The sequence below is a fragment of the Lentzea sokolovensis genome, from assembly GCF_033949975.1.
Classification (GTDB): domain Bacteria; phylum Actinomycetota; class Actinomycetes; order Mycobacteriales; family Pseudonocardiaceae; genus Lentzea; species Lentzea sokolovensis.
In genome coordinates this window covers 460381-475714 of record NZ_JAXAVU010000017.1, presented here as the reverse complement: position 1 = coordinate 475714, position 15334 = coordinate 460381, and the positions used below count along the sequence as shown (strand labels likewise).

Genomic DNA, 15334 nt, shown 5'->3' with positions numbered 1-15334 from the left:
CCGTCCTTTCGCGCGCATGCGTTGGCAACAACTGCGAGCGGCGGCGGCGATGAGAAGGTTGTGAAAACCTTTTCAACCGATGTCTACACCCGTTTCCGGCCCCGCGTCAACGGCTGCCCGAAGTCGGCATACTGCTTGCGTGCTCGGATTGCGTCCGACGGAACTCGCGGTCTACGAGACGCTCGTGGACTCCTACCAGCTGGAGCTGGCGGAGCTGTGCCCCGCGGCGGGGCTGGCCGAGCGGGAGGTGCGGGCCGCGCTGAGGTCGTTGACCGACCTCGGATTCGTCCATCAGGTCGACGGGCTGCACACGGCCGTCGCTCCGGACGTCGCGCTGGCGGCGTACTTCCTGCGCCGCGAGGAGGATCTGCGGCGGGAGCGGCTGCTGGCGGGCGCGTTGCAGGTCCGCTACGAACGGGCGGCGGGCGTGCGTGCTCCCGCGGACCTCGTCGAGGTGGTGCACGGGGCGGAGGCGATCTCGCGGCGCGTGGACCAGGTGATGCGCACGGCCCGGCACGAGGTGCGGTTCGTGGACAAGCCGCCGTACGCCAAAGCGCCCACGTCGTTGCATCCGGTGGAGGAGGAGCTGCTGCGCCGAGGCGTTCGGTTCCGGGGCATCTACGAACGTCAGGCGCTCGAGCTGCATGACCTGCGCGCTGACCTGGAAATGGGGCTGTCGCTGGGGGAGGAGGCCAGAGTCGTCGCGGTCGCGCCGACGAAGATGATCCTGGCGGACGCGCATCTCGGGCTCATCCCGTTGTACAGCACCGAGACGACGCTGGAGAGCGCGGTGATCGTGCACCGGTCGGCGTTGCTCGACTCGCTCGGGGCGTTGTTCGGGAAGCTCTGGGACGACGCGGTACCGCTGTCGTTACCAGGTCAGCCGGCGAGCTCCGATGTTTCGATCGCGGACGCGCGGCTGCTCGCGCTGCTGGCCACCGGGTTGCCGGACCGCAGCATCGCCAAGCAGCTCGGGCTGAGCTACCGGACGTACCAGCGGCGCCTGCACCGGCTGATGGACGAGCTGGGCGCGCAGACCCGGTTCCAGGCGGGTCTGCGCGCGGCTTCGCGAGGTGCGGGTTCCCTTCTGCCGCCTCAGTAAGTGCGGAACGCCTTCTGCATGGTCTGCGTGACGGTGTTCCCGGCGCCGTCCCTGGCTTCGGTGCGCAACCACACGTCACCGCTCGGCTTGTCGATCGTGACCCGCCAGCGGCCACCGTCGGGCTCGATCCGTGCCGGCCGCCAAGCCACGCCGTCCGCGGACCACTGCACCTTCACCACGGTCACGGGCGCGCTGCTCGACGCGGTGACGTAGTAGACGAACGGCGTGTTCGCCGGCGCGGAGTTCGTCAGGTCGAGCGGCAGGTCGTGCCGCAGCCCGATCAGCGGCTGGAACTGGCAGCTCGCCGCCTGGGCGTGGCAGGAGTAGCCGCGCGGCGGCGGGTTGAGCGACCGGCGTGACTGGAACGTCCACGTCGTCTCAGTGCGCGGGGCGAGGGTGAACAGGACGGGGTTGACCGCGCCCGCGATCGCTCCTGGCGCGTGGCTCTCGACCTTCTCCAGGCGATAGGTGGCCTGGTCCGGTGACAGCGGGAAGGTCGGGTAGAACGCCAGCGGGTCCTGGTTCTGCCCGATCTCGCGGTCGCCCTGGAAGAGGCGGACCTTGGTCGTCGTGAAGAACTTGCTGTTCTGGTAGGGATTCGTGTAGTGGCCGGGGGTGCCGTCCGTCCACTGCAGAGCGGGGACGAACGTGTCGCCGGTCCGGCAGTCCGAGCAGAGCTGACGCCACGCGTCACCCGCGGCGGGGTAGCGGGCGGGGTGGTCGGACTGCAGGTCGATCGCGGTGCTGTGCATCGGTCCGGCGAACCAGCGCTCGACGGCCGGGGCCTGGCCGTCGCGGAACACGTTCTCCTGGTACATCGCCATCGCCGCGCGAGCGCCCTTGTCGTCCGTGCCGCTCAACGTGACCGAGCGCTTCCAGACGATCCGGTCGTCGCCAGGGCCGATGTACTCGTTCCACGATGCGGGCGGGGTGAACGTGGTGCCGCGCATGATCTGCGTCTGCCACAGCCCGGTCGGGAACGGGTACCAGGTCTTCTGCACGGTGAGGCCGGGTTTGTCGGCGTGGTAGGAGGTCCTGCGCAGCACGAGCTTCGCCGGGTCGACCGTCTGCCGGTGGGCGGCGGGGATGCCGTTGGCGTCGAGATAGCTGAGGTTGAACACGGACTCCGGACCGGACTTGATGCTCAGCTTGATCGCTGTCTGCTTCGACAGGAATTCGCCGTCGGCGTTGCTGACGCTGAGCGAGGGCAGTGCGGTGCCGGCGAGACCGGTGAGCGGCAGAGCGCCCACCTGGTCCACATAGGACACCAGGGCCTTCCTGCCTTCCTGGGCGGCGGCGGTCGCGGCGGCGTTGGCTGCCTTGACCATGACGGCCGGCGTGTCCGGCTTGATCTTGACGACCTTGACGTCGGTCCGCTCGCCCGCCCACTTCGCGGACAGCACGGCGACGTCGCCGTCGGCCTTGAGCGTGCGGCCGCCGGAGGTCAGCGTGACCGTGGCGGTCTGCAGGGTCACGTTGTCCTGCAACGAGATCGCGCCCTTGCCCGCGGCGGGGGACGGGGTCGCGCGGATCTCCCACGGCGCGGTGCCGAGCGCGGCCGAGGTCTCGGTGATCAGGGGGAGGTTGCCGCCCTCGGCGGGCAGGACGCGGCGCATCGAGACGGTGCGGTCGCGTTGCTCGGCCGGGCCCGGCGGCACGACCTCGATCGGCACGGTCCGCTGCGCGTCGAGCGAGACGTCCTGGGCACCGGCGACCGTCAGTTCCGGTGCGGCCAGCGCGGACCAGCGGCGCACTCCCGCCGTGTTCTCGGTCGCCCAGCTCACCGCGGAGTAGCGGCCGCTCGGCACGTTCGCGACGCCCTCGCCGTTCACCACGTCGAAGACGTAGCTGAGGGTGTCGTCGAACGGGTCGTTGACGTCGTCCTGGCCGTTGGTGTCGTCGATGAGCTGGCCGAAGGCGGGTGCGGGTGCCCGGCCCGCGGTGTCGCGGACGTGCACCGACACCGGGAACGTCCGCGGTGCCTCGTAAACGCTGACCGCGGTGCGGAGGGAGGTGCCCGCGCCGGTGGCCGTGACGACGCCGCCGTACACGCCCGCCGGACCGGCGTCGGGGTCGAGGGTGAGGACCGCGGTGGCCTGGGCACGGGCCGGAACGGTGAGACGGGAGGTGCTGAGCCGGAACGCCGTCGTGGACGTGCCGTCCCAGCCCTTCAGCGCCGCGGCCAGGTCGAGGGTGATCGGGGAGTCGGAGTCGTTGGTGTAGCCCAGTTCCCTGGTGAGCGTGTCGCCGGATCCCTTCTCCTGCCGCCCGAAGCTCACCGACGCCGGTCCGGTCGCCTTGCCCGCCACCGCGCGTGCCACGTCCAGCCGTCCCGCGCCCTGCTCGTACCAGGGCAGGCCCACGTCGGACGCGCTGGTCACGAGTGCGTTCTTCAGTTGTGGCGCGGTCCAGCCGGGGTGTTGCTGGGCGAGCAACGCGGCCGCGCCCGCGACGTGCGGCGTGGCCATCGAGGTGCCGGACGCCGCGGTGTGCAGGTCCGAGACCGGCGCGCCCATGGACGTGTCCGCGGCGCGCGCGGCGACCACGCCGGCACCCGGCGCGGTGATCTCCGGCTTCACGTGCGCGTCGCCGATGCGCGGGCCGGTGCTGCTGAACGGCGCGAGCCTGTTCTGCCGGTCGACCGCGCCGACCGTCAGCGCGGACGCCGCGGCGCCGGGGGAGGTGACCGAACGCCCGGCCGGGCCGTTGTTGCCCGCCGCCACCACGAACAGCACACCGGTCTCGGCGGAGAGCCGGTCGACCAGCGCGCTGAGGTCGTCGGAGCCGTCCGTGACGTCGCCGCCGAGGCTGAGGTTGACGATCTTCGCGCCGGACCTGGCCGCCCACTCGATGCCCGCCATCACCTGCGAGGTGTCGCCCTCGCCGGCACCGTTGAACACCTTCGCGACCATCAGCTTCGCCGCCGGGGCGACGCCGGAGTACTTGGCGCCGGTGCCCGCGATGATCGAGGCGACGTGCGTGCCGTGGCCGTGGCGGTCGGTCACGTCGGGCTCGTCGGAGAAGTTCGCCGTCTCGGTGATCTTCGCGGCGACGTCGGGGTGGTGCGGGTCGATGCCGGTGTCCACGACGGCGACCGTGACGCCGGCGCCGTTGAGGCCGGCCGCCCACGCCGCCGGGGCACCGATCTGCTTCGTGGTCTGGTCGAGCGTGACCCGGACCGGCCGGTCGTACTTCACCCGCACACCGGATTTCACGCTCATGTCCAGGGAACGCCAGAACTCCTGCGCCTTGGCCTTCTCCACGTGGACGCCGGCTGCGTTCAGGGTGTTGATCCTGGTGTGCGCGCTGGCGCTGATGCCGCCGATCGTGAGCACCGGGACGGTGGTCGTGCGGTCGTCGGACTGGCCGGTGCGGACGAGTTCGGTGACGTTGAAGAGGGTGCGGTCGACGGTGCCGGACGCGACCGCGCCGATCGCGTCCGAGGGGTAGACGTGCAGACCTTTGGCCGTCGTCATCGTGTGGAAGATCGGCGGCTCGCCTTCCCTCGGCGCGGCGTGGATCTGGGCGAACTTCCGGCCGTCGGAGCGTTCGGTGTAGTCGACGACGTCCCCGGTGATCAACGTGATCCGGTGGGACGCCTCGGACGTCTGGGCCGGCGGGGGTGCTGGGGCTCCCCCGTGCGCCGGTGGTGCGACGAGCGTGGCCGCGGCGATGGCTAGTGCCAGGACGTGTCGGAACACGGCGCCTCCTCGTGATCAGTTCACAGCAGGATGAGGGGCCGGAATTCCTTGCGGAACAGTGGAAAGCGGCGGTTGGTCGCCGTTGGCGACTTCGCGCCACACGACGGAGCCCGGACCGTCTGTGGCGGCCCGGGCTCCTGGGAGTGGTCGGTCAGAAGGTGCGTTCCTGCAGCGAGAAGTCACGCTGGTTGTTGTTCGTGTCCTGGCTCAGGATGTTGCGGGTGTTCGAGCCGCCCAGCGCGGCGGTCTGCGCGGTTTCCGGCGAGGCGTTGACGTTCTCCTTGGGCGTGACCGCGCTCGCCGAGAACGCGACACCGTCGATCTTGAAAGCGGTCGGCGCGTTGCTGCCGAAGATCGCGACACCGCCGTACACCGGAATGCCCTCGACACCGAGGAAGTTCACCGGGAGCACGTGCTCCGTGCTCGTGGTGCCGGAGAACTCGGCACCGGTCAGCACCAGCGTGGAGCCGACGTTGTTCTTGGGCGCCAGCACGATCGGCTGGCCGAGGGTGTCCATCAGCGGGATCGTCTGGATGACCTGGTTCTGCTGGTTGTAGATCTTCAGCACCCAGTTGGTGAGGTCGAGCTGCTGGTCCGTGGTGTTGGTGATCTCGATCGCCTCGTCGAGCGGTCCGTTCGGGCCCATCGTCGAAACCTCGTTGACGAGCACAGCCGGCACGGCCATGACCTCGGGAGCACCGGGCTCCTCGGCCGCGGTCGCCATTCCCGCGAACGCGATGGTGCTCGCGAATGCGAGAGCCGTGGCTCCGCTCAGCAGTCGACGCATTGTCCTGGTCCTTTCGAGAACTGAATTGTGGGCATTTCTCGTGGCGGCCTGCCTGGTCTGGTAAATGACCTGTCTTGCCGCCGGGACCGACTTTGCTCTGATTTCTCGCGGGTCGTAAGGGGCCATTGGAGAAGTGGCTAGGGATTGATTTCTCCGGGAGTGGGAATGAGGCAGGTGAAGTCCGTGAAGTTGTGGTCGGTGTCGCGTGAAGCGCTGTCGCGGCCGACTGAGGAGCCCTGGCCGGAATTCGGGCAGGGGGCCGCTGGTCCGTCTTCGCGGCACGGTGAGGACGAGGTCAGGCCCACGCTGTCGGTGTGTGCGCCGTGCCGGTTTCGAGCGATAACACCCGAGCCGTCCACAGTGCTCACGACGATCCCGTTGGGCACCGTTCCGCTGAACGCGCTGCCGACTATCAGGAAGTATTCACCCGGAAGTAGCACGGTGGCCGGGGGGATGGTGGCGAGGATTCGCGGAGTGCTGCCGACGCAGGCCTGGACCGACCATCCTCCGATGTCTGCCTCGGTGGAGCCGGTGTTGCGCAGTTCTACGAATCCGCTCGATCCGAGCGCGATCTCGTTCACTTTGACCGGGGATGCCCCCGGTGCGCCGCCGAACGCGGCACCAGCGAGCAACAGGTACGTTGCGACGGTGTTTCCGAGGGGTGTCACAGATCGCAGTCTGGCCCGGCCCGGTGGTCGTCACAGGGGGCCAAAGACCTGCTCTGCCTGGGACTTGCGGGAAGACGGTGGCCGCGGGGTCCTGGCGGTGCACCGCTTCCCGGACGGGGGACAGGTTCCTCCTGCCTGCCCGCGCTCCGTTAACCGGAGTGGTCTTCCCTGGTGCCCCTGCGCGTCTCGCGTGCGATCGTCGCCGCCTTGTCGACCGCGGCGTGCGGCACGTCGAGCGCCGCGCTGAGGAAGGCCCGCCAGTAGGGGCCGGGAATGCGTTTGCCGCGTTCCCATCTCGACACTTCTTCACGGGTGATGCTGTCGTTTTGTGAGATCTCGCACAACAGGTCCGCGAGTTCGCGCTGGGTGAGGCCCTGCTCCCGCCTGGCCTGTGGAATCAGCGCGGTAATGGGCGGCACATCCTGGTGCTCGGTGGCTGGTAGGGCTGCCTTGAGCACGGTTCTGCTCCGTTTCGGTGTGATGGGTGGGTGTGCAGACCACCATGCCGCAAAGTCTGGATCATGGGGCCCTGCATTGCGGTGATACCGGCGGTCGTTGAAACTTCGCGTACCCCTGGAATCCGCCGATCGGATGTTTGGGTGAAAGAGAACTGGGCCATCGGGGTGCGCGTTCTCGCATTGTGGGTCTTTGACTAGTGTGACCGCGCCGGGACGGTTGCGACAGCAATGACCGGGATGAGAAGGTGGAGAAAATGCTCTCGACGGTCGAAGTGGTGCAGGTGTTTCTGGCGCGGCTGGCCGCGCAGGACGCAGCGGGCATCGCGCGGTTGTGCGCGCCGACCGTGGAATGGGAGGCGCCCGACCCCGGTGGCGCCCGGTGGACGACCGGCCCGCGTACCCGCCGGGAGGTCGAGTCCCAGTTCCTCACCCTGTTCGCCACGTTCGGCCTGGAGCGGCTCTCGGCCCGCCAGGTGATCGTCGACGGAGGAGACGCGGCCGTGGTCGGTTCGGCGCGCTGGCGGGTCCTGACCACGGCCGAGCGGGTGGACGTGCGGTTCGCCGCAGTGGTCTCCGTGCACCTGGGGGAAATCGAGCAGTACTGGCAGATGCCGGACACGCTGGCCGTCGCCGTCGCCACAGGGGCCGCGCGGACCGAGGCATGAGCGTCAACCGCGAGAGATCGACCCGCACGAGGGCCAAGCTGCTGCACGCCGCCGCGGAGGTGTTCGACCGCGAAGGGTTCGCCGGATCCAGCCTCATCGCCGTGTGCGCGCGGGCGAACGTGTCGAAAGGTGCGCTGTATTGCCACTTTCGTTCCAAAGAGGCGCTCGGCGTCGCGATCATCGAGGAGCAGTCGCTGTTGTGGCACCGGCTGCGCGACGAGCAGCTCGCGATCGAGCAGTCGCCGATCCAGGCGCTGATCGCGATGTCGTTCGAGTTCACCCGCAGGCTGGACACCGACCTCACCGTGCGGGTCAGCGCGAAGCTGTTGCGGGAAGCGGTGTTCTTCGACGTCGTGGCCGCCGCGCAGGTCGTCGGCTGGGTTGCCGTGGTGCGTGAGCTGCTGTCGCTCGCGAGAGAACGAGGGGAACTGCGGCCGGAGGTGAACGTCCGCCACGCGGCCGAGCAGATCGTCGCGGAGCTGCTCGGACTTCAGTTCGTGGCCCAGGCGCTGAGCGGCGGCACCGATCTCCGCACGCGGCTCGCGCGGGTCTGGCGGGCGTCTTCTGGCTGTCTGGTGACAGGACCTGTCTACGAGACGTTGCGTTTCGAGTGACGGTCGTCTCGACCCATTCGAGACAGGAATGCCCGCTCGCGCCAGGGCCGTTGTGCTCCACGTTCGTCAAGTGTCCTAACGAAGGAGCAAGGGTGAGCAGCATCGTGGTGGTGGATCCGTACTCGGCGGGCAAGGGCATCGCCCCCGCGTTCGCGGCGCGGGGTGTCGACGCGATCGCGGTGCTGACGACGGAGAAGCCTCCCGCGGGACTGGACTGGATCCCGGACGACTTCGCCGAGGTCCACGTGCTGCACGACCTCGACGAGCTCGCCGCGAAGCTGGCCGTGCACGAACCGATCGCCGTCGTGCCGGGCACCGAGACCGGTGTCGAGACCGCGGAGACGTTGTCGGAGCTCATCGCGCCTGGCCGGTCGAACGTCCTGACGCTCTCCTCCGCGCGCCGTGACAAGTGGCAGATGGCCGTGGCGTTGCGCACCGCCGAGGTGCCGCACCTGCGTCAGATCAGCTCCGACCGCGTCGACGAGGTCGCCGCCTGGCTGCGGCGCGAAGGCCTGGAGAACTCGCCGATCGTGCTGAAACCGCAGGAGAGCGGCGGTACGGACGACGTGTTCGTGGCGATGCCCGGCGACGACTGGCAGGCCAAGTTCAACCGGATTCTCGGCTGCGTTAACAAGCTGAACATCCGCAACGACAAGGTGCTCGTGCAGGAACTCGCGGTGGGCACGGAGTACGAGGTCGACACCTACTCGATCGACGGCGAGCACGGCCTGGTCGCGGTCTGGCGCTATGCCAAGCAACGGCGCGGCGACCGGCTCGGCATCTACCTGTCGAACACGTTGGTCGCGCAGGACGAGCCCGTGGTCGACGTGCTGTTCGATTACGTGCGCCAGGTGCTCGAAGCGACCGGCGTCCGCAACGGGCCCGCGCACGTCGAGGTCATGATCACCCCCGACGGCCCGCGGCTGATCGAGATCGGCGCGCGGCTGGCCGGTGCGGAGCAGCAGGAGCTCACCGTGCTGGGGACCGGCGAAAGCCAGATCACCCGGATGGTGCGGCACCGCGTCGACGGCGACTCGTCGGTCGGCCGGTACTCGCGGCGCCGGCACGTGAAGTCGGTGTACCTGTCCTCGCCCGCGGCCGGCGAGCTCGGCAACTCGGTGCGATTTGACGAGCTGGCCTCACTTTTGCCCAGTTACCAGAGCGATGCGCTGCCTTATCGCGAAGGTTCGACGGTGCCGCGAACCGATGACCTGTGGACGTCGTTGGGTTCGGTAGTGCTGGCGAGCACCGACGCCGACCAGCTGGAACGCGATGTGGCGGTCGTCCGGGAGATCGAAGCCGGGCTGATCGTAGTGTGATCGTCAGGCGTGACCGGGTAGCCGTGATTCCACGCGACCCGTTAGGTTTTGCAGTGCGACGGAGCGGAGGCCCATGAGCGAGCGCTGGGACGGTGACCTGACGGGCACGGTGGTCGACGACCGCTACGTGATCGGGTCGCTGCTCGGCTCGGGGGGCATGGCGGAGGTCTACCGCGCGTACGACCGCGAGACCACGTCGTCGGTCGCGGTCAAGATCTTCACGGGCCCCGGCCTGCCGGACGACGAACTGCGCCTGCAGCGCGAGGCCTCGATGCTGGTCTCGCTGGAGTGTCCCGGCATCATCCCGGTCTACGCGTCGGGGTCGTTGTCGCGCCGCCCGTACTTCGTGATGCGCGAGATCACGGGCGGCACCCTGCGCCAGCGCATGCGCGAACCGCTGCCGCCCCGGTTCGTGGCGAGGATCGGCAGCCAGATCGCGGCGGTCCTGGACCACGTGCACGACCTCGGCGTCGTGCACCGCGACATCAAGCCGTCCAACATCCTGATCGACGACGAGGAGAAGCAGGCGTACCTCGCGGACTTCGGTCTCGCGCTGGTGGCCGAGGTGACGCGGGTGACGACGTCCGGCGTGCTGGTCGGCACCGCCGGCTACCTCTCGCCGGAACAGGTGCGCGGCTCGGACGTCGGGCCCGCCGCCGACGTCTACGCGCTCGGCCTCGTCCTGCTGGAGTGCCTGACCGGGCGCAGCGAGTACCCCGGCGGCGACGCCGAGGCCGCGCTGGCCAGGCTGGCCCGGTCGCCGCGGATTCCCCTCGACCTGCCGCCCGCCTGGGAATCGCTGCTGTCCGCGATGACGGACATGAACCCGTCGCGCAGGCCGACCGCCGCCCAGTGCGCGCGCTCGCTGACCGCCGCTTTCGAGGCCAGCCGGGGGTTGCCCGCGTTGCTGCCGGACGCGGCGGTCGCTCCGGACGCGCCCACGGGCCCGGTCGTGCCGGAGCCCCGCTCCTGGCGGGGCAAGCGCATGGCGATCTCGGCCGCGGCGGTGGCCGTCACCGCGGTGGCCGTGGTGGTGGCGAACTTCGCCGGTGGCGGGAACGAGGCCCCGGCGGCGGACAAGCCGGTGACGCCGGACGCGCAGACCCAGGTGGTGACGGTGACGCAGTCCACGGTGACCGTGGTGCAGACACCGGACGGCTCGGAGGCGCCGGGGGTGCCCGGTGCGCCGCAGCCGGGGGCGAGCGGCGTGGATCCGTCGACCGGCTCGTCCTCGGCCGTCGAGACGACCGAGGACGAGCCGGTCGACGAGACGACGAAGAGGAACAAGGAGAAGAAGAACCGCAAGAACTCCTCGGAGGCGCCCACTCCGTCGCAGGAGCCGCTGCCCTAGGCGTTCGGGTCGTTCACCTCGGCGAACGGCAGGTCGGCCAGTTCCGCCCGCAGCGTGTCCAGGTCCGCGTACACGGCCGAGGCCCCGCGATCGACCAGTTCGTCCTCCCCGAACCCGCCGGTGAGCAGCCCGATCGACGGCAGGCCTGCCCGTGCGGCGGCCTCGCAGTCCCAGACCGAGTCGCCCACGACGACCGCGCGTTCGCCCTTGACCTCGCGCAGCGCCACCTCGATCAGGTCCGGCGCGGGCTTGCTGTCGCCGACGTCGTCGGAGGTCGTCCACGCGACGTCGCCGGGGTCGAGCAGCTTCAGGTAGTGCTCGACGTGCTTGCTCTTGCCCGAGCTGGCGAGCACCACGGCCAGGCCCAGGTCGGTCGCGGCCCGGACCAGGCGGTGCGCGCCTTCCAGGGGCCGGATCTCGTCGAGCATGGTGTCGAAGTGGCGTTCCCACGCGGCGCGCAGCTCGTCGCCGTGGTCCTGTTCGACCTTGTCGCCCGCCACGGCCGCGACGAGCTTGTCGCCGCCCATGCCGATCGCGCGATGCACTCGCCAGCCGGGCACGGTGACGTCGACTTCGCGGAACGCGCGCAGCCACGCCACCGTGTGGTGGTAGTTGGTGTCGACCAGGGTTCCGTCCACGTCGAGGACCAGGGTGTTGCTCATGAAAGCAGGTTTGCCCGTGCGTCTACCTCGGCAAACCCACCAGCTCGCGAGTCTCCTGCAACGCGACGAGCTCTCGGCGCAGCACTCCGTCGAGCCATTGCGCGTCCGACATCCACGACTGGTTCGTGTTCAGGCAGACGTGCACGGAGTTGCGGTACACCGACAGTGCGATGCCGACGGCGTGACCGGGTGCGACCGGCGCCACCGGGTACATCTCGCACAACGTGGCGCCGTCCAGGGCGAGCGGCACGGACGGCAGCGGCACCGACGTGACCAGCGTGTCGAACAGCAGGGGAGCGCAGCGGCCCATCACCGGCGCGGCCAGGCGGTGCACCAGCGGTGGCACCTTGTCGGCGAGCAACGGCAGCGCGCCGGCGCCTCTGTCGGGACCGGCGGCCTTCGCGGACTCCATCTGCGCGCGGATGTTCCGCAGGCGTTGCGCCGGGTCCGTCTCGCCGACCGGCAGCGCGACCAGGAAACCGGAGATCTGGTTGCCCGAGGCGCCATCGCCGGAGCGTGAGCGCTGGTTAACCGGGATCAGGGCGCGCACGACCGAGTCAGGGCCCGCGCTGCCGTGCGCGGAAAGCCAGTGCCGCAACGCACCCGTGACCAGGGCGAGCAGCACGTCGTTCACCGTGCCGCCGTGCGCGCGCCGGATTCGGTGCACGTCCGCGAGATCCAGGCGCGACATCACCACGCGGCGTGGGCGGGTGGACGCGGTGAGCACCGGCGAGTTCAGCGTCGGCGGGCGCGTGTTCATCAGCACCGAGGAGGCGATGTCGAAGGTGTCCTTGATCCCGCGCAGCGACGGGAGCGAGGGGATGATCGACTTCGCCACCTGCGCCGGAGCGTCCGGAATGGACAGCCGCGACGGGTCGAAGAGCTGAATTCCCAGGCCAACGGCCTTCATACCGTCGCACAGCGAGTGGTGCAGCTTCGCGACGACGGCGAACCTGCCGCCCGCGAGGCCGGTGATGACGTGCAGCTCCCACGGCGGGCGCGCGAGGTCGAGCGGCTGCGCCATGAGGTGCGACACCAGGGTCGCGAACCGATCGCGGCCGCGCACGTGGTGCGTGAAGACGTGGTCCTCCGGCGCGAAACCGGGGTCCTCCACCCAGCGCGCGCCCCCGAACATCGAGGTGCGGGCGCGCTGGCGCAGACGCGGAATCTCTTGCGCCCGTTCGCACAGCACGGCGGCGATGCGGGCCGGATGCACCGGAGTGGACGGTGCGAAGGTCGCCACCGCGCCGAGGTGCAACGGGTGGCTGTCGCCTTCCATTGCGAGGAAAGCGATGTCAAGGGGGGAGAGGTGGTCTGTCATATCCGTGCAAGGAAAACAGGTCCTCGTGTCCTGCGCATTGCGATGAGATGGCGGTGACTCTCTACCGGCCCAAGTACACTCGAACGGTGGTACCGCTGTGACTCGTGTGGGTGCGAACCAGGTCACACAACAGGTTCACCATCACGATTCCGAAGCCGGACAGGCCGGTGAACGACGGCGGGAAGCCGGTGCCTTCGTCGCTCACCTCGCACACCACCGTGTCGCCCTCTCGCCACATCCGCAGCACCCCGCGCCCCGACGCGTGCAGGATGCTGTTCGTCGCAAGCTCGTTCACGGCGAGCATCAGATCCTCGATCTGTTCGCGGCGCAGCCAGTGCGCGTACGCCGACACGACCTTGCGCATGTGCGCGAGCGTGCCAACGGTGAACGGGTGCTCCTCGGCGTCCGCGGGCGGCGGCGACAACGGCACGTTGTAGATGTCGGCCAGGCCGGCGGGGTCGGTGTACCACTCGCTCGCCACGCGCCGTTCGCCGTCGATCACCACGGGATGGGTGCGCCGCGCGTCCTCCAGGACGTGGCCGGGCAACGCAGCCGCGTCGTACGGGCACAGGATGACGCCCCGCCTGCCTTCGAACGCCGTGTTGATCAACGCCTCGTGCTGCACGCACGCCGGGTACTCGAGTTCGGTGCGGCCGGGCCACATCGGTTCGCCGACCATGCGGAAACGGCCCTGCGTGCTCGCGCTGAACGCCATCAGCACACCGGGGATGATCCGGCCGGGGTTGCGGCCGGCCTCGGACATGTCGATGAAGTGGACCTGGTCCGCCGCCGCACCCAGGCGGGCGCGCAGCAGGGCGATGCTCGCCTCCGACACCGCCACCAGCACCGGCTCGCCCCTGTCGACACCTTCCGCCACGAATCTGGCCGTACCGGAGAGGAAGGCGTCCTCGTCTCGGTAGAACAGGGCCTCGTGCGCGAACGGAGCAACGGAGTTCATCGGCTTCCCGGTGAGGTCGGTGGCGGCGGCAAGCCACCATTCTGCTCCCCGTAACAGTGTTTCGGCGGGGGCCAGGACGGTGGTTGTCGGCACGCGTGCCGCCGTACGCCGGATTCGTCGTGCGGGCGGGCAAAAGCCCAGGCAGACTCGCGGATGTCGGGGCACAGCGAGGAGGTGACGCCGTGTTGCACCACACGCTGACCGGCCCGCGGGACGCGCCGGTGCTGGTGCTCGGCAACGCGCTCGGCACGACGACCGGCCTGTGGCGCGAGTTCTCGCTGCCCTTCCGCCTGCTGCGCTTCGACCACCGCGGCCATGGCGGCAGTGCGCCCGTCGCAGGCCCGTGCACGATCGAAGACCTGGCGCACGACGTCGTGGAACTGTTGGACCACTTGGGATTGCGCCAGGTGTACTACTGCGGCGTGTCCCTCGGCGGCATGGTCGGCATGTGGCTGGCCGCGCACACCGACCGGATCTCCCGGCTGGCACTCGTGTGCACCACCGCGTGGGTGCCGGACAAGGCCAGGTTGGACGAACGCGTCGAACTCCTGCGCGCGCACGGGATGGAGTCCGTCGCGGACTCGATCGTCTCCCGGTGGTTCACACCGACGTGCGCGCCGGCCGTCGTCGCGCACTTCCGCGCCGAACTGCTCCAGACCCACCTGCCGTCGTACCTCGCCTGCGTCGAGGCCGTCCGGGACATGGACCTGCGGCCGGATCTGCCGAAGATCGACGTGCCGACCGTCGTGATCGCGGCGGCGCAGGACCACGCGACGCCGACGGAACTCGTCCGGCACATCGCGGACGACCTGCCGGACTCGGAGCTCTACGTCGTCGGGGACGCCGCGCACCTGGCGGTCGTCGAGGCGCCGAGAACGATCTCGGTGATCCTCGACGACCACTTCGGCAACAGCTAGCTAGTGGCGCGACCCAGAAAGTCGGCTGGGTAATTCACGCTCAGCAGGGCACCTCGCGGCGCCGCGATGCACCCGTCTGACCGCGAATTCGCCCGGTAACTTTCTGGGCCACGCCACTACACCTTCTCCAGCGGGCGGTGCGGGTGCGCGGGCAGTTCGACGCGGATCTCGTCACCTGGGCGGACGACGCCGCCGGCGAGCACGATCGACATGATCCCCGCGCGCCGGACCAGTTCCCCGTCCGGGCCCTTGCCCACGACCTCCTTGAGCAAGCCCTTGGAGAACCCGTCGATCTGCAGGCACGGGTTGCGCAGCCCGGTCACCTCGACCACGGCCTCGGAGCCCAGGTGCAGCAACGTTCCGGTGGGCAGGCCGAGCAGATCGATGCCCCGCGTGGTGATGTTCTCGCCGATCTGGCCGGGCTCCACGGCGTGACCCTTGTCCCGCAATTCGTCGAAGAGCTCGGCGTGCATCAGGTGCACCTGGCGCAGGTTCGGCTGGGTCGGGTCCTGCGCCATCCGCGACCGGTGTTTGACCGTGACGCCCTGGTGGACGTCGCCCTCGACGCCGAGACCGGCGAGCAGGGTAATGCTCTCCCGTGTCGGCTTTGTGAACGTGTACTCCTCGTTGCGGCTGACCGCTGTCACAACCCCCATGCCCCTGATTGTGCACGATCAGTTGAGACGCAACGAGTACTCCGTTCGGCGGAGGGGAACACGGAAGCAGGAATCGATCAAGGTGTCTCAATTCAGGCCGCTCGACAGCGTCCTACCTGCATCGATGTACCCGGCTGTGGAAACGCTCTCACGAA

The 15334-nt window shown here is 69.4% G+C and carries 14 protein-coding genes; 6 read left to right on the top strand and 8 right to left on the bottom strand.

Translation table 11 applies throughout. From position 1 onward, the window contains the following. Positions 1 to 139: 139 nt before the first annotated feature. Complete coding sequence (locus SK854_RS45230) at positions 140 to 1102, top strand: helix-turn-helix domain-containing protein (RefSeq protein WP_319981363.1); 963 nt, start codon at positions 140 to 142, stop codon at positions 1100 to 1102. Here the strand turns inward: SK854_RS45230 and SK854_RS45225 are convergent. From SK854_RS45225 to SK854_RS45210, 4 genes are all read right to left on the bottom strand, one after another. Next, positions 1096 to 4803, bottom strand: coding sequence for a S8 family peptidase (locus SK854_RS45225; protein WP_319981362.1), 3708 nt, complete (start codon positions 4801 to 4803; stop codon positions 1096 to 1098). The genes SK854_RS45230 and SK854_RS45225 overlap by 7 nt on opposite strands. Before the next feature lie 151 nt (positions 4804 to 4954). Then, a complete protein-coding gene (locus SK854_RS45220; RefSeq protein ID WP_319981361.1) occupies positions 4955 to 5590 on the bottom strand; it encodes a lamin tail domain-containing protein in 636 nt (211 codons plus the stop codon). Between the two features lie 137 nt (positions 5591 to 5727). Further along, positions 5728 to 6258, bottom strand: coding sequence for a lamin tail domain-containing protein (locus SK854_RS45215; RefSeq protein WP_319981360.1), 531 nt, complete (start codon positions 6256 to 6258; stop codon positions 5728 to 5730). A 149-nt stretch (positions 6259 to 6407) separates the two neighbouring features. Then, positions 6408 to 6716, bottom strand: a complete 309-nt coding sequence (locus SK854_RS45210; protein WP_319981359.1) for a helix-turn-helix transcriptional regulator — start codon at positions 6714 to 6716, stop codon at positions 6408 to 6410. Between the two features lie 254 nt (positions 6717 to 6970). On the opposite strand from SK854_RS45210, the gene SK854_RS45205 reads away from it, so the two are divergent. The 4 genes from SK854_RS45205 to SK854_RS45190 all read left to right on the top strand — a co-directional run bounded on the left by SK854_RS45205 (position 6971) and on the right by SK854_RS45190 (position 10665). After that, complete coding sequence (locus SK854_RS45205) at positions 6971 to 7381, top strand: nuclear transport factor 2 family protein (RefSeq protein WP_319981358.1); 411 nt, start codon at positions 6971 to 6973, stop codon at positions 7379 to 7381. Beyond that, positions 7378 to 7995 carry a ScbR family autoregulator-binding transcription factor gene (locus SK854_RS45200; protein ID WP_319981357.1) on the top strand — a complete coding sequence of 206 codons (618 nt, stop codon included), beginning with the start codon at positions 7378 to 7380 and terminating at the stop codon, positions 7993 to 7995. Before SK854_RS45205 ends, SK854_RS45200 begins: the two co-directional genes overlap by 4 nt. A gap of 92 nt (positions 7996 to 8087) precedes the next feature. Further along, complete coding sequence (locus SK854_RS45195; RefSeq protein ID WP_319981356.1) at positions 8088 to 9314, top strand: ATP-grasp domain-containing protein; 1227 nt, start codon at positions 8088 to 8090, stop codon at positions 9312 to 9314. A gap of 73 nt (positions 9315 to 9387) precedes the next feature. Continuing rightward, on the top strand, positions 9388 to 10665 hold the full coding sequence (locus SK854_RS45190; protein ID WP_319981355.1) for a serine/threonine-protein kinase: 1278 nt from the start codon (positions 9388 to 9390) through the stop codon (positions 10663 to 10665). Here SK854_RS45190 and SK854_RS45185 read toward each other — a convergent pair. The 3 genes from SK854_RS45185 to SK854_RS45175 form a co-directional block, all read right to left on the bottom strand. Next, the gene (locus tag SK854_RS45185; protein ID WP_319981354.1) at positions 10662 to 11327 is read right to left on the bottom strand and encodes an HAD family hydrolase; all 666 of its coding nucleotides are present in this window, start codon (positions 11325 to 11327) and stop codon (positions 10662 to 10664) included. The two genes, SK854_RS45190 and SK854_RS45185, sit on opposite strands and share 4 nt — an antisense overlap. 22 nt (positions 11328 to 11349) lie before the next feature. Further along, positions 11350 to 12648, bottom strand: a complete 1299-nt coding sequence (locus SK854_RS45180; RefSeq protein WP_319981353.1) for a wax ester/triacylglycerol synthase family O-acyltransferase — start codon at positions 12646 to 12648, stop codon at positions 11350 to 11352. Between the two features lie 61 nt (positions 12649 to 12709). Next, positions 12710 to 13606, bottom strand: coding sequence for an anti-sigma factor RsbA family regulatory protein (locus tag SK854_RS45175; RefSeq protein ID WP_319981352.1), 897 nt, complete (start codon positions 13604 to 13606; stop codon positions 12710 to 12712). A gap of 182 nt (positions 13607 to 13788) precedes the next feature. On the opposite strand from SK854_RS45175, the gene SK854_RS45170 reads away from it, so the two are divergent. Next, positions 13789 to 14523: an alpha/beta fold hydrolase gene (locus SK854_RS45170; RefSeq protein WP_319981351.1), complete on the top strand. Its 735-nt coding sequence runs from the start codon at positions 13789 to 13791 to the stop codon at positions 14521 to 14523. A gap of 116 nt (positions 14524 to 14639) precedes the next feature. On the opposite strand, the gene SK854_RS45165 is transcribed toward SK854_RS45170, so the two are convergent. Further along, a complete protein-coding gene (locus SK854_RS45165; RefSeq protein ID WP_319981350.1) occupies positions 14640 to 15179 on the bottom strand; it encodes an MOSC domain-containing protein in 540 nt (179 codons plus the stop codon). Positions 15180 to 15334: the final 155 nt, after the last annotated feature.

Coding starts and splice junctions, on each gene's coding strand:
- SK854_RS45220 (WP_319981361.1), bottom strand. CDS start 5,590: ATGCGTCGACTGCTGAGCGGAGCCACGGCTCTCGCATTCGCGAGCACC.
- SK854_RS45205 (WP_319981358.1), top strand. CDS start 6,971: ATGCTCTCGACGGTCGAAGTGGTGCAGGTGTTTCTGGCGCGGCTGGCC.
- SK854_RS45200 (WP_319981357.1), top strand. CDS start 7,378: ATGAGCGTCAACCGCGAGAGATCGACCCGCACGAGGGCCAAGCTGCTG.
- SK854_RS45190 (WP_319981355.1), top strand. CDS start 9,388: ATGAGCGAGCGCTGGGACGGTGACCTGACGGGCACGGTGGTCGACGAC.
- SK854_RS45185 (WP_319981354.1), bottom strand. CDS start 11,327: ATGAGCAACACCCTGGTCCTCGACGTGGACGGAACCCTGGTCGACACC.
- SK854_RS45180 (WP_319981353.1), bottom strand. CDS start 12,648: ATGACAGACCACCTCTCCCCCCTTGACATCGCTTTCCTCGCAATGGAA.
- SK854_RS45175 (WP_319981352.1), bottom strand. CDS start 13,606: ATGAACTCCGTTGCTCCGTTCGCGCACGAGGCCCTGTTCTACCGAGAC.
- SK854_RS45165 (WP_319981350.1), bottom strand. CDS start 15,179: ATGGGGGTTGTGACAGCGGTCAGCCGCAACGAGGAGTACACGTTCACA.